The sequence below is a fragment of the Kitasatospora sp. NPDC051702 genome (genome assembly GCF_040681575.1).
GTDB lineage: Bacteria > Actinomycetota > Actinomycetes > Streptomycetales > Streptomycetaceae > Kitasatospora.
In genome coordinates, this window is sequence record NZ_JBFAZB010000016.1 from 45,592 (window position 1) to 71,133 (window position 25,542).

Sequence of the window (25,542 nt, forward strand, 5' to 3'; positions counted from 1 at the left end):
GCGCGTGAAGCGCCACCCCGGGGCCCGGGGCGAGCTGACGAGGGGTCCGCAGGCGCCGGTCGTCGGTGACGGCTCAGCCGCGCAGATGCGCCAGCAGTCCGTCACCCGCCGGGTAGGGGCTCTCTGCGGGGAGGAGTCGGCGGGCGGCGTCGAGAGCTCCGTCCCTGACGTGGGCACGGATCGTGTGCGCGAGCGTGGTGACGTCACTGATCGAGACGATCCACTCGTCCGCGTAGCGCTCGGCGGCCTCACCGGCGAGGCCGAGCTGCAGGGAGCGGTGAGCGAGCGGCTGGAGGTGCAGGTCGCGTTCGGGGTCCCACTGCACGCGCGCCGGGGCACGCTTGAGCCGGCGCTTCCAGCCTGCGCGGTCGGGATGCAGCCCGTGCTCGTAGTGCGACAGGCAGGCGTTCTCCAAGGCCCATTCGAAGCCCTCGCGGGTGATCTCGACCGCGAGGACGGTCTCCTGGCCTTCCTTGGCGGCCCATCCGCAGCGGTACATCATCCAGAGGAACGACGGCTTGATCCACGTCATCCGGTCCCGCCGCCAGGCCGCGGGGAAGCGGCGGCCGTCGAGTGCGGCGGGCAGGCCGATCTCCGGCGCGTACGCCTGGTAGACCGTCACGGTGGTGGGCGTATGGAGGGCGCGGATCTGGTGCTTGGGTACTGACACGGTGACCAGGGTCGATGGTGGGTGCGCTTCGCGCCATCGAATTACCAGGGGATGGAACCGGCCGAGCACCCGGTGAAGTGCGTCCGAGGGCCGGGGCGTCACCGAGCGGCTGTCGCCTCCGGTCGGACGCCGAGGAGGTCGTGCAGTGCCCGGGTGCCGGACGGGGTGACCCGCAGGGCTCGGCCGGAGCCGATCCGTTCCACCCAGGCCCGGTCCAGCGCCGTGCGGCACAGTGCCGCGCCCAGGGCCCCGCCGACGTGGGTGCGGCGCTCCGTCCAGTCCAGGCAGCTGCGCACCACCGGGCGGGCGCCCCGGCGGCCCGCGCGGGGCGGGAGCTCGATGGCCTGCTCGGCCAGCCAGGCGCGGCCGTGCTCGGTGACGGTGAGGCCGGCCTCGTCGGCGAGCAGCCCGCGGTCGAGGAGGGCGTCCGCGACGGCCACGCCGAGGCGGCCGGCCAGGTGGTCGTAGCAGGTCCGGGCACGGGCCTCGGCACTCAGCCGGGTGGCCTCGCGCAGGGTGCGCGGTGCGGGTGCGCCGCGTTCCGCGAAGGCGGTGAGGTCCTCGATCAGGGTGGCGACGGTCTGGTCGGCCAGCCGGACGTAGCGGTGCCGGCCCTGGCGTTCCTCGGCCAGCAGGCCGCCCTCGATCAGCCGGGACAGGTGCTCGCTGGCCGTGGACGGCGCGACGCCGGCGTGCCGGGCCAGTTCGCCCGCCGTCCAGGCGCGTCCGTCGAGCAGCGCGGTGCAGAAGGCGGCGCGGGTGGGGTCGGCGAGCAGGGCGGCGAAGCGGGCGAGCGACATGCCCCCATGGTCGCGCGGGAACGGTTCGGCCGGGGCCGAAACGACGTGGTCCTAGCGTGGCGGGCATGACGGAACCCATCGTGTTCGACCGCTACGACGACGTGATCGCGGCCCTGGCGGACGCATCCCTGGTGCCGCCTCCGGCCGCGGACGGGCCGCCGGGTGGGGTGGCCTGGTTGCGGGCTCGGGTGGCCCGGTTCGGCTCGGGCGAAGTCCACGCCCGGCGCCGCGCCCTGGTCGAGGCCGACCTCGCCTCCCTGGACCCCGGTGCACTGCGTCGGGCCGCGGCGACCGGGTGTGCGTCCGACGTGCGGCTGCGGGTCGTGCGGGCGCTCGCCGCGCAGCTCGGGCTGGCCGAGCCGGAGGCGGTGGCGCGGGACGTGGTGCTGGTGGCGCGGGCGTACTTCGCGGACGCGCCGGACGATCCGGAGGCGGACGCGGCGGTGGCGAGGCTGCTGCCCGCGATGGGGTGCGGGGAGGCGGGGGCCGAGCAGGAGGACCCGGGGCAGGAGGGCGCAGGAGGGGAGGACACGGGCCAGGAAGGCGCCGGACGGGAAAGCGCCGGATGGGAAGGGGCCGGGCAGGAGCGGGCCGCGAACCGGATCGGTCTGCTCGTCCAGGCCTGCGAGGCCACGGCCGCCCTGGTCGAGCACGCACGCCGGGGGACGGGCCTGGAGGCTGCCCTGCGAGATGACCCGCCGGTGCGGGTGATGCGGCGGGTCGCCGCCCGGGACACCGCCGTGGCCGGGGTCGCGCTGCCGGCCGGGACGCCGGTGCTGCTCGACCTCGTCGCCGCCCAGGAGCCGCACCGCGAACCGCTCACCTTCGGGGCGTCGCCCCGCAGCTGCCCGGGCCGGGCGCACGCCCTGGCCATCGCCGGCGGCATCCTGCACGGTGCCTCCGCTCTCGGAGAGGAATCACGATGACCCCGTTCGCCGCCCTGCACCACCGGCCCGGCCGGCCGCTGCTGCTCCCGAACGCCTGGGACCACGCCTCAGCGGCGGCCCTGGCCGCCGAGGGGTTCACCGCGATCGGCACCACCAGCCTCGGGGTGGCGGCCGCGGCCGGCCTGCCCGACGGCGCGGCCGCCACCCGTGAGGAGACGCTGCGGCTGGCCCGCGGGCTCGGGCGCGGGGGCTTCCTGCTCAGTGTCGACGTGGAGTCCGGCTTCAGCGACGACCCGGAGGAAGTCGCCGCACTGGCCGTGGAGTTGGCCCGGGCCGGGGTGGTGGGGATCAACCTGGAGGACGGCCGGGCGGACGGCACGCTCGGGCCCGTCACCGTCCACGCGGCGAAGGTCGCGGCGGTGAAGGCGGCCGTGCCGGAGCTGTTCGTGAACGCGCGTACCGACACCTACTGGACCGGGCAGGCCGACCCCGGCCCGGAGACCGCCCGGCGCCTCGACGCCTACCAACGCGCGGGTGCCGACGGCGTGTTCGTGCCCGGGCTGGCCACACCCGGCGCCATCGCGGAGCTGGCGGGCCGGCTGACCGCCCCGCTCAACGTCCTCTGGTCGCCCGAGGGCCCGGGTCTCGCCGAGCTCGCCGACCTCGGCGTGGCCCGGGTCAGCCTCGGCTCGCTGCTCTACCGCGCCGCACTGGGTGCGGCCGTCGACGCGGCGAGGGCGGTGCGGACGGGCGCGCCGGTCGGCCCGGTGCCGGGGTACGCGCAGGTGCAGGCGCTGGGCGAACGCTGAGGGGCCGGGACTGCGGGTCGGGGGCCTTCACGGGGGTCCGTCGCCGGGCGAGCCGCGCGGCCGGCCCGGCGACGACGTCGTCGGGGGTGCGGGCGCGGCCGGGCGGGCCGCCCTCGAACCGCACCCGTGCGCCGACGGGTGCGGTGCCGTGGGCGCCCCGCTACCGGGGCGGGGCCACGGGACGTTCTCGCCGCGCTCCGCGTGGATCCGCGTCCAGGGCGTCGGCGGCTGCCGCCTATCCGGCCCGAACGGCCCGACCGACCTGCCCGGGCGCGCTGGCGCGGAAGGCGCGCCGGTAGGCGGCGGGCGTGGTGTGCAGGGCCTCGTGGAAGCGGCGACGCAGGTTGACGGCCGAGGAGAGGCCGACGCGGCGCGCGATGGTCTCCACGGGCAGATCGGTCTCCTCCAGCAGCGCCCGGGTCGCGGCGATCCGCCGGTCCAGCAGCCAACGGCCGGGGCTGACGCCGAGCTGTTCGGTGAAGCGCCGGGTCAGCGTGCGGGCCGAGACCTGCGAGCGAAGCGCCATCTCGGCGACGCTGACCGGCTGGTCGAGGTGTCCTGACAGCCATTCCAGCAGCGGGGCGAGCGAGTCGGGGACCGGCCCGGAGGTGGGCAGATCGGCGTACTGGAGCTGGCAGCCCTCGCGGTGCGGCGGCATCACCATCTGCCGGGCCACGCGCATGGCGTACGCGGCGCCCTGGTCGGCACTGACCAGGTGCAGGCAGAGGTCCACGCCGGCCGCCGAGCCTGCACTGGTGGCGACGTCGCCGTGGTCCACGTAGAGCACGGCGGGGTCGACCCGGGCCTGCGGGTGGCGGGCGGCCAGTTCGGCGGCCCGGGCCCAGTGGGTGGCGGCCCGCCGGCCGTCCAGCAGTCCGGCGGCGGCGGGGACGAACGCTCCCGAGCAGAGGCCGACGATCCGCGCGCCACGCCGGTGCGCCCGGCGGACGGCCTCCACCACCGCGGGCGGAACCTCGGTGTCGGCCGGCCGTGGCCAGCCCGGGACCAGCACGGTGTCGGCGCGTTCCAGTGCCTCCAGGCCCGCCGTGACCACCAGGTCGTAGCCGGCCTCGGTGCGCACCGGGCCGGGGTGCTCGGTGCAGACCTCGAAGGCGTAGCGGGCGGGGACCGCGGGGCCGTGGTCGCCGAACACCTCGCTGGCGCAGGCGAGCGGGAAGGTCGGCTGCGGGGGCTGCAGCAGGGCGACGACACGGTGCAGTTCCGGGGGCTTCGGCGGCGGACGGAGCGTCATGGCGTGAAAGTACCCGATCGTGTCGGTCGGGACACTGGGGCCGGGCAAGTGGTCCAGACCAGTATCGGTGCGTGACCACCGCACCGACTCCCCGACCCCGGCCCCTGCCGCTGCCCCCGGCGCGGCGCCGGCCCCTGGCCGCGGGCCTCCCCGCGACCCAGCCCGCGGCCCGACCGTCGGCCCGACCGGGGTCCCCGGCCGCACCTCCGGCTCCGCCCGCACCGCCGCCCGGCCGGCCCCCGCTGTGGGACCGGCGCTTCACCCTCTACTTCACCGCCCGCGCGGTCTCGCTGCTCGGCGACGCGATGATGCCGGTGGCCGCCGCCCTCGCGGTCGGCGCGCTGTACGGGGTCTCCGGGGTCGGCTTCGTGCTCGGCACCTGGACCGCGGCGGTCGTCGCCCTGGTCCTGTTCGGCGGAGTGCTCGCCGACCGGATCGGCGCCCGCCGGATGATGGTCGGAGCCGACCTCGCCCGGGTGCTCACCCAGGGCGTGCTGGCGGCCGCGTTCCTCGCCGGCCCGCCGCCGTTCTGGCTGCTGGTCACCATGGCGGCCCTGGCCGGTGCGGCCACCGCGATGTTCCAGCCCGGCGTGAACGGGATGGTGCCGCTGGTCGCCCGCGAACCGCAGCGGGCCAACGCCACGCTCAAGGTGGCCGACGCGCTCGCCCAACTCCTCGGCCCGGCCCTGGCCGGGCTGCTGATCACCCTCGCCGGCGCCGGTACCGTGTACGCGATCGACGCCGGCACCTTCCTCGTCAGCGCCCTGTGCCTGGCCCTCGTGCGGGTCGGCACCCGGACCGGCGCCGACTCTCCCGGCCGAGGCGGCGGATCGTTCCGGAGCGACCTGCGCCAGGGCTGGCAGGAGTTCCGCGCGCGCACCTGGATGTGGGCGGTGATCCTGATCTGGGTGGGCTACGGCGTGCTGCTGTTCGGCCCGTTGGTGCCGCTCGCTTCTGCCCTGGTCGGCACCCGCCTCGGCCCCGACGCCTACGGGCTGGCGGTCTCCTTCCTGGGCGTGGGGACGGTGGTCGGCGGCCTGCTGGCGCTGCGGCTGCGCCCGGCCCGACCACTGGCCGCCGGTGCGGCGGCGATGGTGCTGTACGCGGTACTGCCGCTGGGCGTGGGACTGGGCGCGGGGCTGCCCGTGCTGCTGGTGTGCCACGTCCTCGGCGGCGGCGCCTGGGCCTTCTGGTCGGTCATGTGGGCGACCAGCGTGCAGACCCACACCCCGCCCGCGGTGCTCAACCGGGTCACCGCGTACGAGCTGGCGGGCTCGGTGTCCGGGATCGCGCTCGGCCAGATCCTGGCGGGGCCGGCCACCGCGTTGGCCTCCCCCGCGCACCTGCTGCTGGTTTCGGCGCTCGCCTGCCTGGCCGGCTGCGTGGCGCTGTTCGCGATCCCGGCGATCCGCACCCTGCCCGCCGTCGCCCCCGCTGTCGTCCCCGCGGACGGCGAGGTGGACGGCCGGCCTGGCGGCGGGGCTGGTGGCGGCCCGGACGGCCCTGCGGACCGTTGACACCGCCGGACCGATCACACCGCCGGGCGGTCGGCGCCGCCGGCCGGTCCGCCGGACCGGCGCGGATCGCGGGGTCGAGCGGGGCCGCCGTCCGGCGGGCCGCGGTGCACGGACGGACGCGCCGGTCGGCCCGGTGCCGGGGTACGCACAGGTGCAGGCGCCGGGCGAGCGCCGAGGACCGGGGCCTTCCGGGGCCCTCGGGTCACGCGCCCTGTTCCTCCGTGAGGCGCCGGAGCAGGGTGAGCAGGGTCGTGCGCTCCGCATCGGGCAGGGGCGCGAAGCACGCGGCGAGCACCTCGTCGGCGACCTGGTGGCCGGCCGCCAGGACCTGCTCACCCGCAGGGGTGAGGTGGTGCTCCAGGCGCCGACCGTGCCCCGGCCTGCGGTCGACGAGGCCCTGGGCCGTGAGGCGGCCGACGAGCGTCCCGAAGGCCTGCTCGGTCTGGAAGGTCGCTGCGGCGAGCTCGCGCCCCGAGGCGCCGGGCGATCGGCTGATCGCCCGCAGGGCGTCCCACTGGGCGAGGGTCGTGCCGGTGGCCGAGAGCGCGCTGTCGAGCGCCCGGTGCTGCCGGTACTGGGCCTGCTTGACCGCCCTGCCGAGTTCTTGCAGCTCATTACGCATGGGGCGAGTCTACCGAACGACCAAGCTAGCTTATATAAAGATATTTAGTTACAGTGGAGGCATGCCCACAGACACCCCGCACGCACCCGCCGGCCCGCCCTCGGACCTCCCCCTCCGGCTCGACGAGTCCGGAACCGGCAGGCCCGTCCTCGTCCTCCACGGGGGCGGGGGCCCCGCCACCGTCGCCGGCCTCGCCCGACACCTCTCCCGCACCACCCGCACCATCACGCCCGTGCACCCCGGATGGGACGGATCCCCCCGCCCCGCATGGCTCACCGGCATCGACGACCTGGCCCGCGCCTACCTGCGGCTCCTGCACGACCGAGCGCTGCGCGACGTCCTCGTCGTCGGCTCCTCGCTCGGCGGCTGGACGGCCGCGGAGATGGCCGTGCGCGACACCGCCGGAATCATCACCGGCCTCGTCCTGATCGACGCGGTCGGCGTACACGTCGAGACGGAACCCATCGCGGACGTCTCCGCCCTCGACGCCCGCGGCCTCGCCGAGCTCTCCTGGCACGACCCGGACCGCTACCACGTCGCCGACCTCCCGGCCGAGGAACTCGCCCGCAGGCAGGCCAACGCCGCGACCATGCGCCTGCTCGCCGACGACCCCTACATGCACGACCCCGAGCTGCTGCAGCGGCTCGGCGGCGTCCAGGTGCCCACCCTCCTGCTCTGGGGCGCCAGCGATCGCGTCGTCACGCCCGCCTACGGCGCGGCCTACGCCGGCGCGTTCGGCAACGGCCGACTCGAGGTCGTCCCGGAGGCCGGCCACCTGCCGCACGTCGAACAGCCGGAGGCCACCTTCGCCCTGATCGACGCCCACCTGCAGCGGACGGGCACCCGCACCGTCACCACCGGGTAGCCGGCGCCCACGGCGGCCCGGGGCGGGTCGGTCGCGCCACCACCGGATCGGTCGGGGCGAGGCGGGGGCGGTCGGGGGAGGTCCGGGCGATGCCCGGGGCGCCCGGGGCGTCTCGGGTCGACGCCCCACTACGGGCACGCACCCACGGCTCCGCCCCCGCCCCGGTCCCCGCCGCCCGGGATCGGTTCGGTGCTCCAGCGGGCCCGCACCACGCCGTCGGGGTCCGGCAGGACTGCCGTGAGCAGCGGCGCACGCTCGTCGACGTACACCGACAGGACGGCGGCTGCCCGTGCGTCGGCGATCCGGGCGGCGACGGCCTCGAACTCGTCCTCGTCGACGACCACCCCGGTGATGCGGCCGTCCTGGTCCTCCCAGACGACCTCGACCAGGGAGTCCTCGCCGGTGAGGGCGGCCAGCACGCCGGCGACGTCCGGGGACAGGTCCGGCCAGACGGCCAGTCGTGCCCGCGGGGCCAGTCCGGCCCGCACCGCGGCGACGGAGCCCTCCGTCAGCCGGTGCCAGCGCGAGGCGTTGTCGACGTGCACCTCCTCCAGCAGCGCCGCCCGGCCCGCCGCCACGCTGCGCCGCACCCGGGCCCAGAAGGCGTCGTCGGCCGGGTGCCGCTCGCCCCGGCCGTCCGGTTCGACGTCGTACGGGGACGCGTCCTCCGGCTCCGGGAAGAGCCCCAGCGCGCGGGTGCGGGCCACCGCCGCCGGGCAGGGCCGGGCGCTGCCCACGTACACGTACTGGTCCCAGCCGACGTGGACGGCGAAGGCGCCCTCGGCCTCCAGGCGGCACCAGGCGCCGCTGTCCCGCAGCATGGCCCGCACCAGCTCCAGGGCCACCGGCAGCGGCACCCGGGCCCCGTCGTGGTAGCCGGTGAGGTCGGGCGGGAAGAGGCCGGCCAGGCCGTGGCCCTCGACCGGGGGCTCCAGGCCGAAGTGCGTGAAGCCGGGCGCGACCTGCGGCTCACGGACCTCCAGGTGCCGCACCCCGCTCTCCTCCGCGAAGGCGGCGATCGCCGCGAGGTAGGCGGCCTCGACCGGGCCGTGGTCACTGACCGGGTCGAGCGTCCCGACGTAGGCGCCGCGATCGTCCCGGTCGGCGGGGTCGTACTTGGTGATCCGGTGGACGTGGGGCAGCACGTCACCACCCCCCGGCGGCGGGGAGGGACGTCGCCGCGCGGGGCGCGAGGGGCTGCTGACGAGCACGGGGAGAATTCACCGGGCCATCGTGCCGGAAACCACCGCAGCACGTCCCGACATATACCGATCGCGAATTGTTCGGGCAGCCCTAACTCGCCAAAACAACAAGGTCGTTCGCGTTTTTACAAGTCAGCCGATCCGCCGGTGGGCGAGGCTTGCGCCGAAAGCCTGAACCGTCCCCGACTCGTCTTCGGAGAAACGGATCCCTCATGCGTCTCAGGAAAATCGCGGCCGTCGGCCTGCTCGCCCTCACCGCCACGGTCGCCAGCGTCGGAACGGCCAACGCCGAGAACGACTGGGTCTACGGCGCCTACGGCTACCACGACCCCAACCGGCACATGTTCGGCATCGGCGACACCGAGGCCGACGGCCAGTACCCCTACGTGCAGTGGAAGGTCAACGGCGTCTCGCAGGACCCCATCCCCAACTACAACGGCAAGGGGAGCTGGCGCGACGAGCCCAACCCGAGCTACATGTGGGGGCAGAGCCTGGCCTGGCGCATCTGCCGCTCCAACGGCTCCTGCTCGCGCTGGCACTACGAGACCGTCTGACGGCCGGCGCCCGCACCGTGCCCGCACCGCCGCTCCCCACCCGGGGCGGCGGGGCGGGCCGTTCGCCGTACGGCGGACTTTCCGCATCCGCATTCGAGGGTCCGTCGGCTGTCGCGTTCGGCGGCTGAATCGACGACGCCGCAGGAATTACCCCCACGGGACGGGAAGGGGGCGTTTCGATTCCGGATCCGACTGCCGGCCGGATTCGGCCCGGGTGAGTCCCGCCCGGCCCCGCCCGGTCCGGACTGGGCCGGTCCGAACAGGACCGGTGCAGCCGGGGATTCCGGCTACTCGACGGATTCGGCAGTGGCGCGGGTGATGTGGCTCGACCGGGCCCGGGGCGCGAGCCGCCCACGGTCGCCGTCACCGAAGCCGCGCACCGGCTCCCACCACCCCGCACCGCCCGTGGGAGCACTGAAGCTCGCAGCCACGGAGCGTCACGGAGTCCACGTAGGTTCCGAAGCTCGATCGCCGGTTACCGGAAAGTCATGGTCGGCGCGGTACGGCTCCGTACCTGCCAGCGATAGAGGTCGCGCAGCAGGGAAATCTCAGCGCCGTGATGGATCAACTCCCTATTGACGTGCAGGACCCTGTTCTCCATGGGAAACCGCTCGGGACCCACCGCGGGCAGATTCTCCAGGTCAGCGTCCGAGAGCGCGCGGACCCCCGCATTCCATCTCCCGTACATCTCATCGAGCTGTTTCAGCGCCTCGTCAGCGGTCCCCGCGTAGGCGAATGTCTCGGAGGCGACGTCCTGGCCGCCGAAGTACCATCCGACCCGATAACCCAGGCACGAGACGATGATGTGCGCCAGCCGCCAGGCAATCGTGGTCACCGGCGCCGGCTCCGGCACCCGATCTGGGGACGCGAAGTCCATCGTCCACTCCCCCGAACCTTCCGGCATCGGTGCGGCCGACGTGCCGCGTGGGCGGATGCTCCAGCAGCCGCCCACCGGCTCCCAGAAGTACTCCTCATCGGTAAGTCCGTCCAGCCGCGGCCGCAGGTTCATGCGCCAGTGCCAGTCCAACTGCTCCGCGAGCCGCTCGCTTTTCGTCATTCCCGCACACTACATACAACGGAGATCTGGCTGCGACGCTCGCGAACGCCATCGCCGGCCGTGGGCCGCGAGACCGTGCCGCACCGGGAGATGACGCTGGGGGCCGATGTGCCGTGCGGGCCGCGCCGCCGCGAGCGGCTGCTTGACATCAACGATCCGGCTGGCCGGGTTGGGCTCAATGACCCAAATGCGACAGCATCGACCGATGACATGACGGATGATCAAGACCGCAGACTTCCGCCCGAGATCAGCATGAGTATCCCGAGCGAGCACCACACCAGAGCCTCCAACCTGCATGTTCGAAGATGGCGAAGACTCATTCCTGACCAACGGCAGGCCCGCCCGGACGAGCTGCGGTGACCGCCGACGCCACGGCAAGGGGTGGGCAGCACCACGGGGGACATCCCGGCCGAGCAGCGGCGCATCCTGCAGTCGCCTCCGCCCGAACTCGTCGCGGAGGCCGCGGCGAACCCCGGCGGGTCGATCGCGGCGATCGACTACGCCTACATCGGCGATCCCGACGGCTATGTTCCGGCCGAGGCCGTCCGGGGCGTCTGGCGGGTCGGCCCGGACGGGAAGCTGACCGGCGAGTTCGAGGAGAACCCGGGCTACGGCCCGCCCAAGGACGACTTCGCCAGGCTCACCGACTCCGACCACTGGCTCGAGTGGCTCGGCGATCCCGCCGCCGCGGTGCGCGGCTCCAACCTGGACTGCCTGACCAGCCAGGCGCCGGGAGCAGTGGTGGAATGGGTCAAGATCCTCGACGATCCGCGCCACCTCACCGGCGGGCCGCGCAGCCCCGAACGCGACGACCTGAGGCTGGCCGTCTCCTCCGCCCTGGCCGTCACCGCCCCCGGAGGAGCAGGAGCCGGGGGCCTGAACCCCCGGCCGGTGGGGTGCGCGTTCAGCTCAGGAGCTGGGTGAGGGCGCCGGCGACGACGGCGGCGAGGGTGAGCACGGCGGCGACGGCCGCGGCGGCGCGGGTCAGGGCGGTCGGGTGGGTCGCGCCGTCCAGGCGGGCCAGGACGGCCGCGCCGACGGCGGCCAGCAGCGCGAACACGACGAGCAGGCCGGCGGCGAGCAGCAGGAGGGCGAGACGGGTCACGGTGGTCTCCCTTGAGGCGGTGGGGTGTTGACGTGCCCTACGCTTCCGGGAACGGTGTTCGCCGTGGTGCGCACGGACGAGGACGAACACCGTCGAACACACCGTCCTGGGGGTGGAGATGCCGTACGAGGAGGACACCGGCCGGGCGGGCGACGGCCCGCTCGCCGAACTGCGCAGGCGTCTGGCCGACGGCCGGGCCCTGGCCGGGCTGAACGTGACCGGGCTGGCCGCCCGGGCTCGGCTGGGCCGCACCACCGTGCACGAGGCGCTGCGGGTCGGCGGGCCCGTTCCGACGGCCGACACCGTCGCGGCGCTGGCGCGCGCCCTTCGTCTGCCGACCCGGGAGCTGCTGGACCTTCGACGCGCCGCACTGCGGGAGGCGGATCCCGGGGCAAGCACTGCGGCCGGCACGGGGACCGGCACGGGCACCGGGACGCCCGGTGCCGGGCGGCAGGGCACCGGCGGGGTGTGGGTCCGCAACGAGCTGAGCGGCACCGTCCACGGAATGGTGATCCAGGCCGGAACGGTGCACGTCCACCCCGGCACCGGCGGAACGACGGATCGGGACGGGGACTGACGTGGCGGACACGGCCGACGTGACCGCAGCCGCCGCCGGCGCGGCCGGTGTGACCGGCCTGGGCGATGCGGCCGACCTGGACGTCGAGCGGGCGCGGGTGCTCGCGGAGGCCTTCCTCCGGGCGAGGGTGGCGCGCTGGGAGGAGCTCGGCTGCGAGGTCTTCCCCGCACCGGGGCTCGCCCTGGACGGCTCCCACCTGTTCGCGTTCCGGGCCGCGCCCCACCCCGTCGCGGGGCGGGTGCGGGGGTTCGGCGGGGCCTTCCCGGTGGTCGACCGGGCGAGCGGGGCCTGCCGGTTCGTCACGAGCCCCGAGGAGTACGAGCGCCTGCGGCGTAGGAGAGGCCGACGCGCCCGGGGCTGGGTCCGCTCGCCGGGCCCGACCGCCGGCCCCTGAACGGCCCCCGGCCAGTCCCCGACCGCGGGCGCCCGGCCGGCCCCTGCGCGGGGCCTCCGGGGGGGGAGACCTCCACGAAGGGGCCGGCGGCCTGGGCCGACCGCTACCTGAAGAGACGGTCGCCGCTGGTGGCCATGCGGTGGGTGGAGCTGTGGCGGTTCACCCAGTCGCGCACGAGGTTGACGGCGTTGGCGCACTGCCAGCCGTTGTCGTACTCGCGGACTCCGGTGAAGGCGCCGTACCCGGCGATGATGCCGTCCACGCGGGCGTCGCCCAGCAGCTTGTCGACGTACCACGGGTCGTTGTAGGTGGTCGTCCAGGACAGCGTGGCCGCGAGCCGCCCCGCCGAGCGGTCGGCGGCGCCCTTCTTCAGCTCCGCACAGGTGTTGTAGGTGGCCTCGGTGCAGTTGCCGAAGCCCTTGGTGATGTCGCTGTCGCCGTAGTCCATCGCCCGGTGGCCGGTCGGGAAGCCCGAGCCGGACCGGTCGAAGGCGCCCTGGGCCTGGTCGCGGGTGCCGGTGGTGGTGATGCCCTCCAGCGGGCCGAGCCGGCCCTCCAGGCTCTTCCAGCCCCGCCCGCCGACGTCCGGGGTGTTGCCGCCGTGGTACTCGAAGAAGCCGTAGAGCACCTGGATCCCGGCGGCCGTCAGCCGCTGCGCCTTGTCGCGCAGACCGGCGACGCTGCACGTGCGGTTCGGCTGCTCCCCGCAGTAGTTGGGGTCCTTGATGTCCAGCCAGACCAGGCTCAGCCGGCGGCCCGCGTTGGCGTTGGAGAGGATGCGGTCGATCATGCTGTCGAAGCTGGGGCCGTACCGGTTGTCGCCCGCGGAGGAGCAGTCGTGGTACGCCCGCCATTCGTTCGGGTTCCACCAGGCGCAGACGTCGATCTCGATGCCGTTGGCGCCGTGGCCGAGGGCGGCGTCCACGCCGTCCAGGGTGTCGACCCGGTGGGCGATGGCGTAGATCGCGTGGCGCTGGTCGGCCGCCGCCGCGGGGGTCGCCGCGACGGTGGTGGCGCCGAGGATCCCGCAGAGCGCCGCGATCAGCGCCAGTAAGGTCCGCGGGCCTGCCCCGTACCTGGGGTGAGTGGTCAAGGAGGTGCTCCTTCGCGCGTCGGGGGTCCCGGTCGCCGCCGGTGCGGCGGTCGGGCGACGGGAGGCGGCCGGGCGGGGCCCGTCCGGCGGCGGTCCGGCGGCGGTCCGGCCTGCGGATTCCCGGCCCCGGCGGGGCTGACCATCCGTAGGCCGACCTTCCGTGGACCGACCGTCGGTCCGGGCGTGCCAGCCCTCCCGGTGACGACACCCCGACTCGAGCTTCGTCATGGACACCTCAGTGTGCCACCGGCGCGAGCGGTGCACGGGGGAAACGGCACGAATCAGCCTAGTTCGACCACCATCGAAAGTCGCTGACGGAGGCTCGGCAGTGCGGTGGCGGCCCCGGTCCCGGGCGCCGGCCCCGGGGCCCGGCCGGACCGCGACCGCGACCGACCGGGACTGGACCGCAACCAGGACCAAGACCGAACCCCCGGGCCTACTCGGGCCAGGCGGAGCCCCGGATGACCTCGACGAAGTCGGCGCGCTCGAAACCCGGGACGAAGTGCGCCAGGACGTCGGCCTTGACGTTGCCGAAGGTGGTGGCGGGGCGGTCGGCGATGCCGCCGGCGAAGGCGGCGAGGATGCGGTTCTTGAAGTCGGGGCGGGAGTGGGCGGCGACCACGGCGGCGCGCTGCTCGTCGGCCGCGGCATCACCTCCGCCGCCCGCCGCAGCGGCCTGGGCAGCGACGAGACGCTGCGGCGCGCCGTCGCCCGCCACCTGGGCACGACGCCGACCGAGTACCGCAGCCGCTTCGCCGCCACCGCGCGCGACCCGGCCCCCTGACGGCGGTGGTGGGGCGGGGCCCGGGGCCCGGGGTGCGGCACGGGCCGCGGGGGTTCGGGCGGGCGAGGAGCTCGGGCCGGCGTCCGCCGCTCCGGACGGCCGGGGCCGGGGCGCTCCGGTTCAGGCCGACGCCTGCGGGCGGGCCGGGTCGAGGTGGTGCACGGCCGTGTGGTCGGCGTGCGGGGCGAGCAGGCCCCGCAGTCGACCGACCGCGGCCTCGAGGAGGTGGCCGTCACGGGTGGCGTGGAGGGTCTCGAGGAGGAAGACGACGCGGGTGGAGTCCTCGGTGACGCGGGTGCGGTGGGCGTCCCGGTGGTTCCAGTGGCGGGTCAGCACGCCGACGGCGTCCGCGTACACGACCTCGCCGGGCGCGGGGTGTTCGACGGTGTCGGGTTCGCCGAGCGGGGTGAAGGCCTCGGCGCCGTCCGCGCGGCGGATGACGACGTCACCGGCGACCCGGTCCAGGTCGAAGGCGCCCGCGGGCAGGCCGTGCCGGACGGAGACGGCGTTGTAGGAGTCCACGGCCGGGTTGATCCGCGGCAGGGCGCCCCGCTTGGCGAGGCGGCGGCCGAGGGCGTCGACGCTGGGGCGGACCCGGCGGGGGTTGGTGCCGAAGGAACGGTAGGCGAGGTGCCAGGCCCCGATGCGCGGGTCGCTCTCGTCGGCGGGCTGCCAGGTGCCGTCGACGACCTGCCGCTCCAGGTCCGCCAGGGCGGCTTCGGTGGCGGGCCAGGGGTCGCGGCCGCGCAGGCCGGTGGCGGTGACCAGGGCGACGCGGGCGTCGGGGAAGGCGTCGGCGACGGCGGGGTCGAGGCGGAAGTCGGGCACGGGGGGTCCGTTTCGTGGGGGCTCGCGGGGCGGCGGGGCTCGGTTCGGGGCGCGGTTCGGGGCGCGGTTCGGGGCGCGGCGGCCAGGAGTCGGGGGCGGGGGGACGGGGTCAGGAATCGGGGCCGGGGTCAGGAGCCGGGAGTCAGGACTCGGGAGCCGGGGTCAGGCCAGGGCGAGGAGGCTGACGGCGAGGGCCGCGACGCCCAGGCCGAGGAGCTGGCCCCGGTGGATCCGCTCGCCGAGGACGGCGCGGGCGAGCAGGACGGTGGCGGCCGGGTAGAGGGCGGTGACCACGGCGACGACGGTGAGGTCGCCGCTGCGGACGGCGAGCAGGAAGAGCAGGTTCGCCACGGAGTCCAGGACGCCGGCCGCGGCCGACAGCGCGTACGCGGGCCGTTCGGTGCCCAGCCTGCGGCGCAGCAGGGCGGCCGCGGCCAGGGTGACCGCGGAGGAGACGGCCCGGCCGACGATCAGCGGGCCGACGCCGCTGCCCGAGGGGGCCTGGTGCAGACAGACCAGCTGGAGGGCGATGGCGGCGCCCGCCCCGAAGGCCAGCAGCAGCGCGGTGCGGGAGGGGCGCGCCGCGCCGGCGCCGTGTCCGGCGCTGACCAGCACGACGGCCAGCAGCGCCAACGGCAGGCCCACCAGCCCGGCGGCGCCGAGGTGCTCGCCCTGCAGCAGCCCGACCGCGACGGGCAGGGCGGCGGACACCAGCGCGGTCACCGGGGACAGCACGTTCATCGGCCCGATCGCCAGCGTCCGGTAGAGCAGGGCGAACGCGGCGGCCGAGGCGACGCCCGAGGCCGTGCCCCAGCCGACGGCTCCGGCGTCGAAGGAGGCACCGAGGACGGGCCAGAGCAGCAGCTCGACCGCGAGGCTGGCCGGGGCGGCGATCAGCACGGTCCGCAGTACGTGGGCCTTGCGGGCGCCGAGGCTGCCGAAGAAATCGGCACACCCGTAGGCGAGGGAACTGCCCAGGGCCAGCAGCAGAGCGATCACGGTGCATCCCCTACGATGTCATTGGAACGACCACAACGTACAACAGATCGACCGCGCGGCACCAACGGAGTGACCGCACGGTGCAGTGGAATGGTCTACGCGAGCAACGTGAGGAAGGTGGCCAGGTGACCGAGACAGCGGCGGCCCTGCGGACGGTCGCGCACAACGTCCGGGCGGCCCGCACCCGGGCCGGCCTGTCCCTGGAGGAGCTCAGCCGGCGCGCCCAGGTCAGCAAGGGTGCCCTGGTCGGGCTGGAGAAGGCCCAGGGCAACCCCAACCTGGCCACCCTCGTCCGCCTCGCCGACACCCTCGGCATCTCCGTGTCCGCCCTGATGCAGGGCCGGGCCGAGGGCCGGGTGCGCGTGGTGGCCGCCGAGGACGTGGCGCCGCTGTGGACCGGCGAGCGGGGCGGAGAGGCCCGGCTCATGCTCACGACCTCCGGCCCGGCCCCCGTCGAGGTCTGGCGCTGGCGCCTGGAACCGGGCGAGGAGTACCCCAGCCACCCCCACCAGGCCGGGGTCGTGGAGACCGTCAACGTCACCGCGGGCCGGATGACCCTGGTCGTGGACGGTACCGAGCACACCGTCGAGGCCGGCCAGACCGCCACCTTCGACGGCGACGCCGCCCACACCTACCGCGGTGCGGGCACCGGCCCCTGCCACCTGGTGATGACCGTGCACCTCCCGCCCGGCCCCGCCACCACGGGCTGACCCGGGGGGTCGGGCACGAGGCGGGGCGGGGTCGGGCACGGGGCGGGGCGCGGGCACCGGCCGGTCACAGCTGCAGGAGTCCGGCGGTGGTCGGCCGGAACCCGCACCGGGCGTAGAACGACTCCAGGTGCGGCTCGTAGTCGACGTGCAGCCACTGGGCGCCGCGGGCCCTCGCCTCGTCGGCGGCCGCCCGCACCAGCCGCACGCCGAGCCCCCGTCGGCGTTCGTCCGGATGCACCGTCGTGTCCAGGACGAAGGCGTGCAGGCCGCCGTCGCCGGCCACGTTGACGAAGCCGACCAGCCGGCCGCCCCGCCGTGCCGCGACCCACGCCAGACTGCGCGACAGCACCGGCGCGAACGGGACCGGCCGGTGCCCGGGCCACGACATCCCGAACAGCTCGTTCAGCTCGGCGTCCGTCAGCTCCGGACACACCGTCAACACCGCACCCCGCGTCTCACGGCCTGACTCATCCGACGCCTCACGGCCTGACTCATCCCGCGCCTCACCCCGGGCCCCGCCCGACACCTCGCCCACCACCCCGTCGCCGGCCAGCGGCGCGTCACCGATCTCCATGCGCAGCAGCCTGTCACGCACCCCCGGGCCCCGATGATCACCCCTCCCCCGTTCCCGCCCCGCGTCCGGGGAAGGAGGGACGAGGTGGCGCAGGACGAGGTCGCCGGGCACGACCGGCCGGCCGGTGCCGGCGAGGTGGTCGTCGAGGAGGCCGTGCACGATGCGGTGGTCGACGATCAGGGCGCGTCGTGGCCGAGGTCACCGGGGACGACGAGACCACCGTCGCGGACGTCCAGACCTGGCCGGGAATCCCGATGGCGGTCGTCGGGCCCGCAGCGATCGCGGCGAGCACGGCGGGCACGGCCGCCGGGAGCCCGGGGTTCTGCAGCGTGGGGCCGCGGGGGCCCAGGCGGCAGGAAGCACCGAGAGCCCCTGCCGACCGGCACCCTGACCGCCATGGCGGCAGGCCGAGTGTTTTCGGCATGCTGAACGAGAGCCACTCGGGCAACGGGAATGAGAGCCACGTTGCTCCGTCCGGGGAGCTCGTGGGGATGCCGACAGGCCAAGATCGGCAGTGACTTTCGAAGCCACCCCTATCGGGTGATGTTTCGTCACGACGTTTCGTCCGGGGTGTTGTCACCGGCTTGTCGTGGTTCGGTCGATAGGTTGGCCGCCCCGGGTCCCTCCGGGCGCGGTCCCTGACAGGCCCAGCCTGGAAGGACCCGGCTCCGATGTCGGAGCCGGGTCCGTGGAACGGCTGGGGCGGCTGGGCTTTGCGTTCGGGCCCTCGGTCAGACCGAGCGACTCGGATTCAGAAGAGTGAACGGGTCACGGTGCTCCGAGTCTCTTGACGCAGAGGGTGTGGACTTCGAGATCGCCAACGTTGATGCCCTCGGCGCCGCCGACCTTCAAGACGCTCTTGTGTGTGAGCACGCCAGTCGCGCCGGCCACCAGGTTGCAGTGAGCGGGCGAGTCTCCGTTGATGACCTGGAGGACCTTGACGGTGGCCCTGCCGTCGGTGCAGCCGACGGTGATCGGTTCTGCCAAGTCGGCCGCGACGCAGTCGCCGGCGACAGGAACCGGCGGATTCTTCGAGTCGCTGTCGTCCTCTGCGAAGAACCCGCCGTAGATGATTCCGCCGGCGACCGCCAGGAGCAGGGCCCCCGCGACGAGTAGTTTCCCGCCGTGCCATGCGATGCGGAACAGCCGTCTGAGGCCCCCTCTGGAGACCTGTATCGGGGAAGGTGTTGTCACGGCGCAGAGTTTGCCAGCCCCCTGCTGGGCTGCCAACGTCCGAGGGTGGCGGTCAGCGGATGTGGTGCTCGGCCTCGGTGGCCTGGAGGCGGTAGGACTCGGTGCCGGTCTCGATCAGGGTGAAGCGGAAGGTGAGGCGGTCGGCGATGGCCGCGCAGAGCCTGGGGTCGGTGAAGGTCTTGTCCCACTCGCCGAACGGGGCGTTCGAGGCGACCGCGGTGGCCTTGCGCTCCTCGCGCTCGGTGAAGATCTGGAACAGCAGCTTGGCGCCGCGCTTGTCCAGGTTCAGGTAGCCGAACTCGTCCAGGCAGAGAAGATCGACTTTGGTGTAGCGGGCGATGGTGGCGGTGAGGTTCTTGTTCGCCTCAGCCTCGGCCAGCTCGTTCACCAGCGCGGTCGCGGTGGTGTAGCGCACGCTCATACCGGCCTCGGCGATGGCGGTGCCGATCCCGATCAGCAGGTGCGACTTGCCGGTGCCGGAGTCGCCGATCAGCACCAGCGGGCGGCCCTCGCGCACCCAGGTCGGGCTCTTGAGCGCCGAGACGGTCTCCGGGGAGACGTTCGGGTTCGCCTCGTAGTCGAAGTCGTCGAGTTATCCGGGGTCGGTGGCCGCGGCGACGATATTTGTGCAGGTCGTAGCGTTGCCGACGGCGTCCGTAGCGTGGGCGCCACTCTGGTTCAGGAGTCGAGGCTGGGCCTTGTCCAGAGCGTGATGTCGCTGCTTGTCGCGACGGCGAGCGTGCGTCCGGAGGGGGAGAAACCGACGGTTCGCAGTTCGGAGTAGTGGGCGTGGAAGATGTGCCACCACTTTTCACCGGCGGGACCGCGGCAGAGTCCGCCATCGGCCGAGAGGAGGACGCGGTGGTGCGGCCAATCTGGGCTGACGACCTCAACGGTCCATCCGTCCTCGGTGGTGGAGTGGAGGCCGCCGCCGAACAGGCCAGCGATCCGGACCTCGGTGCCGGCGAGCGGCCCGAGTCCAGGGCAGGACAAGTCGGGGCCAGTTGGTGTGCTGTGATCGAGGTCGGGGTCGGGGTCGCGAGCGAGTCGCTGCCCCGTGGAGGCGTCGAAGATGCCGTGACCGCTGCTGGAGACGACCATCAGGAGGTCGTTTCCGCTGGCGGGGTCGACCCCGAAACCGACTCCGAGTAGCCCACCGATGGGCGTTCGCCGCGCGAAGACGGGCTGCCAGGGGTGTGGTGCCGGGATGACCGGGGCAGCGAGGAAACGATCTTTCAGCTGCTGCTGGTATTCGGAGAGCATCGTGTCCTCATGATGATGTCCCAGGCTCGGCCAGGGCAGCTTACTGGTGGTTCAGAATCAGCTCGTCGTGGACCGGAGCTGCGGTCATTCGTCGATGCGCTGAAGGATGTGCGTGAAGTCGCCGGTCTCGACCAGACCGACGAGGACTTGGGTCATCTTGCTGATGCCGGCGTCGCGGACGATGAGGCCGTCCGAGCACGAGAAGTAGGCGCCGCCGAGGGCCTCCCCGGTCGCCGCCCACCGGTCCATGATGGTCTCCACCTGAGCGAGGGTGATGACGGTCGCACTCCACCGGGTTCCGTCGTTGAGGTCCACGAAGACGTCGATGTTGTCCACCGATTCCAAGTCCTCGCCGGCATTCGGCAGGAACGCCGCCTCGAAGTGCTCCGTGCAGACCCTGAACCAGGGCCCGTCCCATCTGCCCGCGTGTGTGTTGTGGCTCACCGGGCGAGTGTGCCGGGCTGATCCTCCAGCCTCAACTGCATTGTTCTGGCCGCTGCGGGCGTGCGACGGCTGGCATGTCGTTCACCGGGGCACGTCGCCGCGTTCCCGAATCTGACGCTGGAGGCGGAGGATCTCGCCGTGGGCGGCAGCCAGCCGTTGTTCGAGCTCTTGGACGCGTTCTCGATGGGCGGTGCGTTCGCGGCGGAGGGCCTCGGTGAGAGTATGGATCACCGTGCCCTCGTCGGCTGAGGGCTCCTGCCGGCGAGGCCGACTGTCAGCCCGTTGCTGCCCCCGAAGGGTTTCGATGCGTTTGCGCAGGTCGGTGTGGGCGTAGAGGAAGTCCAGGCTGACGCCCGCCGCGCGGGCGACAGCCCGAAAGTTGATCTCCTCGCCTGCTTTGACCAGTCGCCGGATGCCTGTCTCCGCTCGCTGGACGGCCTGCTCGTGCTTGTCCTGAGCTGCCTGCCGCAGGGCGACGATGCGCCGGTTCTCGGCTGGGACAGTGTCAGGAACCGAGGCGGTCGGACGGGTGGTCATGCGGGCTATGTCCCTTTGTGATCAGGTGAGTTGGTGGTGTTCTTATAGCCGGTGCGACCGAGTACGCCCGCGCCGCGGACGACGGCGGTGCTGGCGTCCGGCTGGGCCTCCAGAGCGATGATCTCCAGCTGCATGCTGCGGATCTCCGCGTTGCGCTGTTCCAGCCAGACGTTGGCCGCGCTCATCGGCTCGCCGTAGCGGTGGGTGTGCCGGGCCTGCCGGGATGCGACCAGCGACTCGGTCTCGGCGAGCTGGCGCTGGATGTCGGGCAGGAAGGTGCGGTCGGTGGCGAAGTGGTCGCAGCCGTGGCAGGCGTTGCCCTTGTCGCAGGACCGGGTGGGTGGCAGGAGGCAGTAGCCGTTGGGCAGGATCCGGTCGGTGCGGCGGTCGAGCTGGACCAGGTCCAGCATGTCCCGGCGGTCCATTCCGAGCTCCCGGCCGTCCCGGCCGACCTTGGCCAGAGCGAGGAATTCCCGCTCGGCGGTGCTGGCCAGAGTCGCGGCATAACGCATCGTCATTTCGGGAGAAAGGTGGCCAAGGTAGCGCTGGACGACGTGGATGGGGGCTCCAGCGTTGATCAGCGTGGTCGCCTTCGTGTGGCGGAGCCGATGACTTCGTGAGTAGAGGAGGAGTTCGCCGCGTGAGTCGCGCAGGTCCAGGTGGTGGCTGAAGTCCTTCAGGACGCGGTTGTAGTTGCTGGTCTCCCAGGACTTGGTGCCGTGCCGGTTGCCGGTGGTCTTCGGGAACAGGTAGCGGATGGTGTCGGCGCGGTCCAGGTGCCAGTGCTCGCGGACCCATGCCTGCTGTTCCCGGACGATCTCGACGACGTCGCGGCCGACGAGGATGGTGTTCGGTGCCGCGTCGATCTTCGTCTGCTGGTAGCGGAGCCGGGCGACCATCCCGCCCTCGGGGACGGCTGCAGCGTCCAGGCCGGGGATGTCGGAGAGCGGTTCGAAGTCCATCATCAGCACTTCGCTGGCCCGGCGTCCGGTCATGGCCTGGATGAGCCAGGCCCGCATGACCGCAGGATGTCCGAGACCGGCCAGCTCGACCTGCCGGGCGTCGCGGACGACGGTCCGGGTCTGCTCGGTCGGCAGGCCGAGGAGCTCGATGTGGGTGAGCATGCTGCTGAGGTCGGTGTCGTTGATGTAGTTGCGTTCGTCGGCCTCGCGGACCTCGCGCTGCCGGGGCCGGTCGCCGGAGCGGAACATGCGGGCATGGCTGTCGGTGAGCGCCAGCCACCGGGCATCGTCCAGGGCTTCGGCGGCCTCGGTGCGGCAGTCGGTCATGACCCGGTAGAACAGGTCGATCGTCTGCAGGTTCTTGTTGATCGTCCTCGGCTGGAGGCTGCCGCCGACCTCGGCCCGGCCTGGTGTCTCGCGCTGCCAGTGGTGCAGGAAGGTGCCGAAGTCCAGTGCGAGTGCGCGCAGGCTCCGCTCGGAGCCGTCCGCCAGGGCGGGGTGGTCGATTCCCCGTTTGGCCGTGAACGCGGCGAAGCGCGCTGTGTTCACGCGGTGCTGCATCACCGTCGACCAGGTCAGTTGTCCGGACTCCATCTGCAGCCGGAGGTAGAACTTGGTCCCCTCCCGCAGCCAGACCGGGGTGATATCGCCCCAGCGGACGGCGGTGTTGGCGCGCGGCTCGTGCTCGCGCCGCGGGATGCGAGGGTCCAACCGCAGCGACCAGATATCGTGCCGCCACCAGTCGACCTCGCTGGCGTACTGCCGCAGCAGCCGCTCCAGCATGCCGCGCAGAGCGTGCTCGGCCCGGAGCCGATGCCCGGAGGCGGGCATCCGGCCCCGGTCGGCGTGGAATCTCCGAGCCCATGCGGTCATCCACTCGGCCAGCGACCGGTCAGCGAAGGAGCGGACATGCGGGTGGCGTGCGATGACGTCGACGGCGGTGACCGCCCAGCGGTTCCACTCACTGGCGTGTGCTTGGCGTTCGCCGGTGCGCGCGCAGGTGGCCAGCCACCAGCCCACCTCGCGGCGCATGACCAGCGGCAGGCCGCTGATGTCCAACCGGACCTGCCGCGATCCGCGCATGAACACCCAGGCCAGCCTCGGGTCGCGTCCGTCGAACAGCGGCCCGGCGAACACCGGGTCCAGTCCGTCGACCAGCGCGGCGCTCTGGGCAGACCGGTCCGGGACGGTCGAACCGCCGGCAGGAACTGGCGGGATGCGATGGTCGGTCATGCCGAACCACCTTCCAAACCACGCCAGTTAGTGGTGAACGACTTCCAGTTCGCCAGGGTCTTCAACTCGGCGTCCTCGGTGACCCAGCCGTAGAGGGTCAGCGTCGTCTGCACGTCGGCGTGGCCCATCCGCCGCATCACCACGTGCTCGTGAGCCCCGGACAGCAGCAGAGCGGTCGCGTGGGTATGGCGCCACCAGTGCGGTGTCCAGGCGGACGGAACCGCCTTCCCCAGCCGACGCTTGAGACCGTCGACCAGGTCGTAGACGGTCTCCGGCCGCAGCGGCGCGAGCCACTCGCCGCGACGCAGGTTGACGAACACCCACCAGTTCTCCAGGTCCACCGCCCGGTGGGCATCGGCGTCGCACAGCTCCCACACGTACTCACTGTGCAGACGCTCCAGGTCGTCGCTGATGTAGACGCGGCGGAATCTGCTGTTCTTCACCCGTACTCCGGCCGGGTGGTCCTGCCGAGGTACGACCTCGACGAACGGCGTCCCGCCCCGGCCGACGTGCCAGTCGCAGTGCTTGAGCGACAGGCACTCGCCCAGCCGCATCCCGGTCTCGCTCAGCGTCGCGAACAGCAGCCGGTCGCGTACCGACCCCGACCACCGTCCGGAGACGGCGTCGAAGCGCGCGCATGCGTCGAGGATCGCCTCGGCTTGGGCCGGCGTGAGCACTGGTGCCGGCCCGCGATCGCGCGCTCGGACGCGCACCGCCGGACTCACATGCTCGCTATTGGGGTCCAGGTGAGCCAGTGCCCCGACGTATCGGCTGCGGGCCCGGCGCCCACCGACCCGATAGAGCCGTCCGGCGACCGCCACCCCATGCACATCCGCGTGATACCGGTAGAACGACAGCACCGCCGCCACCCGCAGCCCCACCGTCGACTCCGCCACCCCGCCGACCTGTGTGGCACCAGCACCCGGCAAACGGTGCACTCCGACCGGATCACCGGTCCGCAACGCCGTCAGGAACGGCAGGAACGACGGCAGCGTCACCTCGTCCCAAGCCAGCCCGGCCGCCTCCAGGTAGTCCCACCACGCGCTCAGAGACGTGGCATAGGAACGGAGGGTGTGAGGTGATGCATCTCGCCCGACGCGCAGGAACTCCAAGAACTCCTCGACAGGCACGACCGGCAGGTAGTCGGGACCGACCACCGTCCACGTCCGCCCATCACCCAACTCGATTCTCTGCACTGGCACAGTGCCATGCTGCCGACGTCACCGACGCTGTCGGGCCACCCCGGATAGCGCAACGCCAACGACCACCAAGACGAGTGAACCCCACGCTGACTGACGTTCCAGACGGGCACAAATGAACCCCGGATAACTCGATCCGCTTCTGGCGGGGGAACTTCGCGGCGGCGACCAGACGCTGGCGTCGGCGGACGTCGCGGTCGGCGCACTCGACCTGCAGCAGGTCCAGCAGGAACTGCTTGTAGGTGTACTTCTCCCGGCGGGCGGCCTGTGCGAGCTCCTCGTAGCGGTCGCGGATCGTGGGCAGCCGCAGGACCTTGCACGACTCGTCGATCAGCGCGTCCTCGGGATCGACGTCCGGGCGGTGCATGCGGCCGGGGGCCTCGGTGCCGGTCAGCTCCAGCGGCGGCCGGGATCCGGTCGCGTTGGTGAGGGTCATGCCGTTCCTTCCTCGGTGGCCCGGCGCTTGAGCAGCCGGTCGTACTTCGACAGCGAGGGCAGCGGTCGGGTGTCCGAGGGCAGCGGGCGACGCGCGTGCAGGGAGATCACGTTGCCCCGCTCGACCGGGCCCGGCGCGACGCCGAGCCGCTCCATCGCCTGCCGGGCGGCCGGATCACGGTCCGCCCCGGCCTGCTCGATCGGTTCGTCGGCGGCCTCCTCGGGTGCCTCCTGGGCCTTGCGGGCCTCGATCGCGACCAGCTCCGCGCTGCACGACTTCGCCCGCAGGACCGCCTCCATCCCGGCGACCACGGCGGTGGTCGGCAGCTGGCGGTGCAGCAGCAGGACCTCGATCAGCGCCCGGGTGCCGTCCCGCTCACCGTGCGCCTCGCGGGCGGCGGCCCAGAATGCCTCGTGGACTGGGGTGAACGAGCCCTCCGAGCGGGCCTGCGCGAGGGCCGCGGCCCCGGCCAGGGCGCCGGGCTTGACCAGCAGGACCTCCAGGTAGTGGTCCAGGACGTCGTGGTAGGTGTAGCGGCGCGTCAGGCGCGGGTGGCGGGCGACGACCTCGCGTCCCTCGAAGACCAGCAGTTCGTTGGCCCGCAGCGAGACGCGGACCGTGCCGCCGATGAACCGGGCTGGCACCGAGTAGTAGCACTGGCGGACCGTGATCCGCCCGTTGCGGTGGACCGTCGGCGTCAGGTCCAGCCCGCAGTCGTAGGAGTCCGCCGGCAGCGGGTTCAACAACGGCCGCTCGGCCTCGAAGTCGAAGCCGATACTGGTCGGACGGCCGTGGACGTGCCGGTCGTCCTCCAGCCGGTCGATCTCGGCGAGCATCTCGTTCAGCTCCGCCAGGGTGGCGACCTGCGGCGGCGGGACCAGGTGGGTCCGCCGGAACCTGCCGCCCTCCTGCTCGACCCCGCCCTTCTCGTGGGCGCCCTCCTCGCCCGGCGTGCAGTAGAACGGCGTCACCCCG

28 protein-coding genes and 4 pseudogenes are annotated in these 25,542 nt (G+C 73.4%); 11 read left to right on the forward strand and 21 right to left on the reverse strand.

The genetic code is table 11. The features are described 5' to 3' along the window. Positions 1 to 73: 73 nt before the first annotated feature. On the reverse strand, positions 74 to 670 hold the full coding sequence (locus AB0N04_RS16125; RefSeq protein WP_360206379.1) for a DUF4291 domain-containing protein: 597 nt from the start codon (positions 668 to 670) through the stop codon (positions 74 to 76). A 98-nt stretch (positions 671 to 768) separates the two neighbouring features. After that, positions 769 to 1,470 (reverse strand): winged helix-turn-helix domain-containing protein, encoded by a 702-nt coding sequence (locus AB0N04_RS16130; protein WP_360206382.1) that lies wholly within the window; start codon positions 1,468 to 1,470, stop codon positions 769 to 771. Positions 1,471 to 1,535: 65 nt separating this feature from the next. Here AB0N04_RS16130 and AB0N04_RS16135 point away from each other — a divergent pair, with 65 nt between their 5' ends. Then, the gene (locus AB0N04_RS16135) at positions 1,536 to 2,396 is read left to right on the forward strand and encodes a hypothetical protein (protein WP_360206384.1); all 861 of its coding nucleotides are present in this window, start codon (positions 1,536 to 1,538) and stop codon (positions 2,394 to 2,396) included. Further along, entirely contained in the window at positions 2,393 to 3,166 is a 774-nt protein-coding gene (locus AB0N04_RS16140; RefSeq protein ID WP_360206387.1) for an isocitrate lyase/phosphoenolpyruvate mutase family protein, read from the forward strand. Before AB0N04_RS16135 ends, AB0N04_RS16140 begins: the two co-directional genes overlap by 4 nt. Before the next feature lie 235 nt (positions 3,167 to 3,401). Here the strand turns inward: AB0N04_RS16140 and AB0N04_RS16145 are convergent, their stop codons facing one another. Then, complete coding sequence (locus tag AB0N04_RS16145) at positions 3,402 to 4,418, reverse strand: helix-turn-helix domain-containing protein (RefSeq protein WP_360206390.1); 1,017 nt, start codon at positions 4,416 to 4,418, stop codon at positions 3,402 to 3,404. Positions 4,419 to 4,489: 71 nt separating this feature from the next. On the opposite strand from AB0N04_RS16145, the gene AB0N04_RS16150 reads away from it, so the two are divergent. Beyond that, positions 4,490 to 5,935, forward strand: coding sequence for an MFS transporter (locus AB0N04_RS16150; RefSeq protein ID WP_360206393.1), 1,446 nt, complete (start codon positions 4,490 to 4,492; stop codon positions 5,933 to 5,935). Positions 5,936 to 6,137: 202 nt separating this feature from the next. Here AB0N04_RS16150 and AB0N04_RS16155 read toward each other — a convergent pair whose 3' ends face one another. Next, on the reverse strand, positions 6,138 to 6,557 hold the full coding sequence (locus tag AB0N04_RS16155; protein WP_360206396.1) for a MarR family winged helix-turn-helix transcriptional regulator: 420 nt from the start codon (positions 6,555 to 6,557) through the stop codon (positions 6,138 to 6,140). A gap of 61 nt (positions 6,558 to 6,618) precedes the next feature. Between AB0N04_RS16155 and AB0N04_RS16160 the strand changes: the two genes are divergently transcribed. Continuing rightward, positions 6,619 to 7,422 carry an alpha/beta hydrolase gene (locus AB0N04_RS16160; protein ID WP_360206399.1) on the forward strand — a complete coding sequence of 268 codons (804 nt, stop codon included), beginning with the start codon at positions 6,619 to 6,621 and terminating at the stop codon, positions 7,420 to 7,422. 128 nt (positions 7,423 to 7,550) lie between these two features. Here the strand turns inward: AB0N04_RS16160 and AB0N04_RS16165 are convergent, their stop codons facing one another. After that, positions 7,551 to 8,567 (reverse strand): RNA-binding protein, encoded by a 1,017-nt coding sequence (locus AB0N04_RS16165; RefSeq protein ID WP_360206402.1) that lies wholly within the window; start codon positions 8,565 to 8,567, stop codon positions 7,551 to 7,553. Positions 8,568 to 8,836: 269 nt separating this feature from the next. On the opposite strand from AB0N04_RS16165, the gene AB0N04_RS16170 reads away from it, so the two are divergent. Then, a complete protein-coding gene (locus AB0N04_RS16170) occupies positions 8,837 to 9,178 on the forward strand; it encodes a hypothetical protein (protein WP_360206405.1) in 342 nt (113 codons plus the stop codon). A gap of 486 nt (positions 9,179 to 9,664) precedes the next feature. Here AB0N04_RS16170 and AB0N04_RS16175 read toward each other — a convergent pair. Beyond that, a pseudogene (locus AB0N04_RS16175) lies at positions 9,665 to 10,235 on the reverse strand (DinB family protein). A 60-nt stretch (positions 10,236 to 10,295) separates the two neighbouring features. On the opposite strand from AB0N04_RS16175, the gene AB0N04_RS16180 reads away from it, so the two are divergent. Further along, a complete protein-coding gene (locus tag AB0N04_RS16180; protein WP_360206407.1) occupies positions 10,296 to 10,595 on the forward strand; it encodes a hypothetical protein in 300 nt (99 codons plus the stop codon). Between the two features lie 21 nt (positions 10,596 to 10,616). Further along, the gene (locus AB0N04_RS16185) at positions 10,617 to 11,159 is read left to right on the forward strand and encodes a hypothetical protein (RefSeq protein ID WP_360206410.1); all 543 of its coding nucleotides are present in this window, start codon (positions 10,617 to 10,619) and stop codon (positions 11,157 to 11,159) included. Here AB0N04_RS16185 and AB0N04_RS16190 read toward each other — a convergent pair. Further along, a complete protein-coding gene (locus tag AB0N04_RS16190) occupies positions 11,140 to 11,340 on the reverse strand; it encodes a hypothetical protein (RefSeq protein ID WP_360206413.1) in 201 nt (66 codons plus the stop codon). The genes AB0N04_RS16185 and AB0N04_RS16190 overlap by 20 nt on opposite strands. Before the next feature lie 112 nt (positions 11,341 to 11,452). Here AB0N04_RS16190 and AB0N04_RS16195 point away from each other — a divergent pair, with 112 nt between their 5' ends. Continuing rightward, positions 11,453 to 11,917: a helix-turn-helix transcriptional regulator gene (locus tag AB0N04_RS16195; RefSeq protein WP_360206416.1), complete on the forward strand. Its 465-nt coding sequence runs from the start codon at positions 11,453 to 11,455 to the stop codon at positions 11,915 to 11,917. Positions 11,918 to 11,936: 19 nt separating this feature from the next. Beyond that, positions 11,937 to 12,311 (forward strand): hypothetical protein, encoded by a 375-nt coding sequence (locus AB0N04_RS16200; protein ID WP_360206418.1) that lies wholly within the window; start codon positions 11,937 to 11,939, stop codon positions 12,309 to 12,311. A 103-nt stretch (positions 12,312 to 12,414) separates the two neighbouring features. Here the strand turns inward: AB0N04_RS16200 and AB0N04_RS16205 are convergent, their stop codons facing one another. Then, positions 12,415 to 13,404 (reverse strand): phospholipase, encoded by a 990-nt coding sequence (locus tag AB0N04_RS16205; RefSeq protein WP_360206421.1) that lies wholly within the window; start codon positions 13,402 to 13,404, stop codon positions 12,415 to 12,417. 436 nt (positions 13,405 to 13,840) lie between these two features. Next, positions 13,841 to 14,044, reverse strand: a pseudogene (locus AB0N04_RS16210) (diguanylate cyclase); the annotation flags it as partial. Between AB0N04_RS16210 and AB0N04_RS16215 the strand changes: the two are divergent. Beyond that, a pseudogene (locus AB0N04_RS16215) lies at positions 14,036 to 14,188 on the forward strand (AraC family transcriptional regulator); the annotation flags it as partial. The pseudogenes AB0N04_RS16210 and AB0N04_RS16215 sit on opposite strands and share 9 nt — an antisense overlap. A 120-nt stretch (positions 14,189 to 14,308) precedes the next feature. On the opposite strand, the gene AB0N04_RS16220 reads toward AB0N04_RS16215, so the two are convergent. Together AB0N04_RS16220 and AB0N04_RS16225 are read right to left on the reverse strand one after the other, a co-directional pair. Further along, positions 14,309 to 15,016 (reverse strand): phenylalanine--tRNA ligase beta subunit-related protein, encoded by a 708-nt coding sequence (locus AB0N04_RS16220; RefSeq protein ID WP_360206424.1) that lies wholly within the window; start codon positions 15,014 to 15,016, stop codon positions 14,309 to 14,311. Between the two features lie 162 nt (positions 15,017 to 15,178). After that, entirely contained in the window at positions 15,179 to 16,015 is an 837-nt protein-coding gene (locus AB0N04_RS16225; RefSeq protein WP_360206427.1) for an EamA family transporter, read from the reverse strand. A 125-nt stretch (positions 16,016 to 16,140) separates the two neighbouring features. On the opposite strand from AB0N04_RS16225, the gene AB0N04_RS16230 reads away from it, so the two are divergent. Next, on the forward strand, positions 16,141 to 16,725 hold the full coding sequence (locus AB0N04_RS16230) for an XRE family transcriptional regulator (protein ID WP_360206430.1): 585 nt from the start codon (positions 16,141 to 16,143) through the stop codon (positions 16,723 to 16,725). A gap of 64 nt (positions 16,726 to 16,789) precedes the next feature. Here AB0N04_RS16230 and AB0N04_RS16235 read toward each other — a convergent pair whose 3' ends face one another. From AB0N04_RS16235 to AB0N04_RS16280, 10 genes and pseudogenes are all read right to left on the reverse strand, one after another. Beyond that, positions 16,790 to 17,113 (reverse strand): GNAT family N-acetyltransferase, encoded by a 324-nt coding sequence (locus AB0N04_RS16235; RefSeq protein WP_360206578.1) that lies wholly within the window; start codon positions 17,111 to 17,113, stop codon positions 16,790 to 16,792. Between the two features lie 954 nt (positions 17,114 to 18,067). Continuing rightward, positions 18,068 to 18,529: a hypothetical protein gene (locus AB0N04_RS16240; RefSeq protein WP_360206433.1), complete on the reverse strand. Its 462-nt coding sequence runs from the start codon at positions 18,527 to 18,529 to the stop codon at positions 18,068 to 18,070. A gap of 16 nt (positions 18,530 to 18,545) precedes the next feature. Then, a pseudogene (locus AB0N04_RS16245) lies at positions 18,546 to 19,076 on the reverse strand (ATP-binding protein); the annotation flags it as partial. Between the two features lie 95 nt (positions 19,077 to 19,171). Then, a complete protein-coding gene (locus AB0N04_RS16250) occupies positions 19,172 to 19,756 on the reverse strand; it encodes a hypothetical protein (RefSeq protein ID WP_360206436.1) in 585 nt (194 codons plus the stop codon). Between the two features lie 84 nt (positions 19,757 to 19,840). Continuing rightward, entirely contained in the window at positions 19,841 to 20,200 is a 360-nt protein-coding gene (locus AB0N04_RS16255) for a hypothetical protein (RefSeq protein WP_360206438.1), read from the reverse strand. 81 nt (positions 20,201 to 20,281) lie between these two features. Then, the gene (locus AB0N04_RS16260; protein ID WP_360206441.1) at positions 20,282 to 20,737 is read right to left on the reverse strand and encodes a DUF6262 family protein; all 456 of its coding nucleotides are present in this window, start codon (positions 20,735 to 20,737) and stop codon (positions 20,282 to 20,284) included. Positions 20,738 to 20,742: 5 nt separating this feature from the next. After that, positions 20,743 to 22,932, reverse strand: a complete 2,190-nt coding sequence (locus AB0N04_RS16265) for a tyrosine-type recombinase/integrase (protein ID WP_360206444.1) — start codon at positions 22,930 to 22,932, stop codon at positions 20,743 to 20,745. Then, positions 22,929 to 24,134, reverse strand: a complete 1,206-nt coding sequence (locus tag AB0N04_RS16270; RefSeq protein ID WP_363364531.1) for a tyrosine-type recombinase/integrase — start codon at positions 24,132 to 24,134, stop codon at positions 22,929 to 22,931. The genes AB0N04_RS16265 and AB0N04_RS16270 overlap by 4 nt, the downstream gene beginning before the upstream one ends. Continuing rightward, positions 24,106 to 24,567 carry an ATP-binding protein gene (locus AB0N04_RS16275; RefSeq protein ID WP_360206450.1) on the reverse strand — a complete coding sequence of 154 codons (462 nt, stop codon included), beginning with the start codon at positions 24,565 to 24,567 and terminating at the stop codon, positions 24,106 to 24,108. The genes AB0N04_RS16270 and AB0N04_RS16275 overlap by 29 nt, the downstream gene beginning before the upstream one ends. After that, positions 24,564 to 25,538, reverse strand: coding sequence for a hypothetical protein (locus tag AB0N04_RS16280; RefSeq protein ID WP_360206453.1), 975 nt, complete (start codon positions 25,536 to 25,538; stop codon positions 24,564 to 24,566). Before AB0N04_RS16280 ends, AB0N04_RS16275 begins: the two co-directional genes overlap by 4 nt. Positions 25,539 to 25,542 lie beyond the last annotated feature (4 nt).

Coding starts and splice junctions, on each gene's coding strand:
- AB0N04_RS16275 (WP_360206450.1), bottom strand. CDS start 24,567: ATGACCCTCACCAACGCGACCGGATCCCGGCCGCCGCTGGAGCTGACC.
- AB0N04_RS16160 (WP_360206399.1), top strand. CDS start 6,619: ATGCCCACAGACACCCCGCACGCACCCGCCGGCCCGCCCTCGGACCTC.
- AB0N04_RS16170 (WP_360206405.1), top strand. CDS start 8,837: ATGCGTCTCAGGAAAATCGCGGCCGTCGGCCTGCTCGCCCTCACCGCC.
- AB0N04_RS16250 (WP_360206436.1), bottom strand. CDS start 19,756: ATGCTCTCCGAATACCAGCAGCAGCTGAAAGATCGTTTCCTCGCTGCC.
- AB0N04_RS16265 (WP_360206444.1), bottom strand. CDS start 22,932: ATGACCGACCATCGCATCCCGCCAGTTCCTGCCGGCGGTTCGACCGTC.
- AB0N04_RS16145 (WP_360206390.1), bottom strand. CDS start 4,418: ATGACGCTCCGTCCGCCGCCGAAGCCCCCGGAACTGCACCGTGTCGTC.
- AB0N04_RS16135 (WP_360206384.1), top strand. CDS start 1,536: ATGACGGAACCCATCGTGTTCGACCGCTACGACGACGTGATCGCGGCC.
- AB0N04_RS16140 (WP_360206387.1), top strand. CDS start 2,393: ATGACCCCGTTCGCCGCCCTGCACCACCGGCCCGGCCGGCCGCTGCTG.
- AB0N04_RS16260 (WP_360206441.1), bottom strand. CDS start 20,737: ATGACCACCCGTCCGACCGCCTCGGTTCCTGACACTGTCCCAGCCGAG.
- AB0N04_RS16155 (WP_360206396.1), bottom strand. CDS start 6,557: ATGCGTAATGAGCTGCAAGAACTCGGCAGGGCGGTCAAGCAGGCCCAG.
- AB0N04_RS16130 (WP_360206382.1), bottom strand. CDS start 1,470: ATGTCGCTCGCCCGCTTCGCCGCCCTGCTCGCCGACCCCACCCGCGCC.
- AB0N04_RS16235 (WP_360206578.1), bottom strand. CDS start 17,113: ATGTCGTGGCCCGGGCACCGGCCGGTCCCGTTCGCGCCGGTGCTGTCG.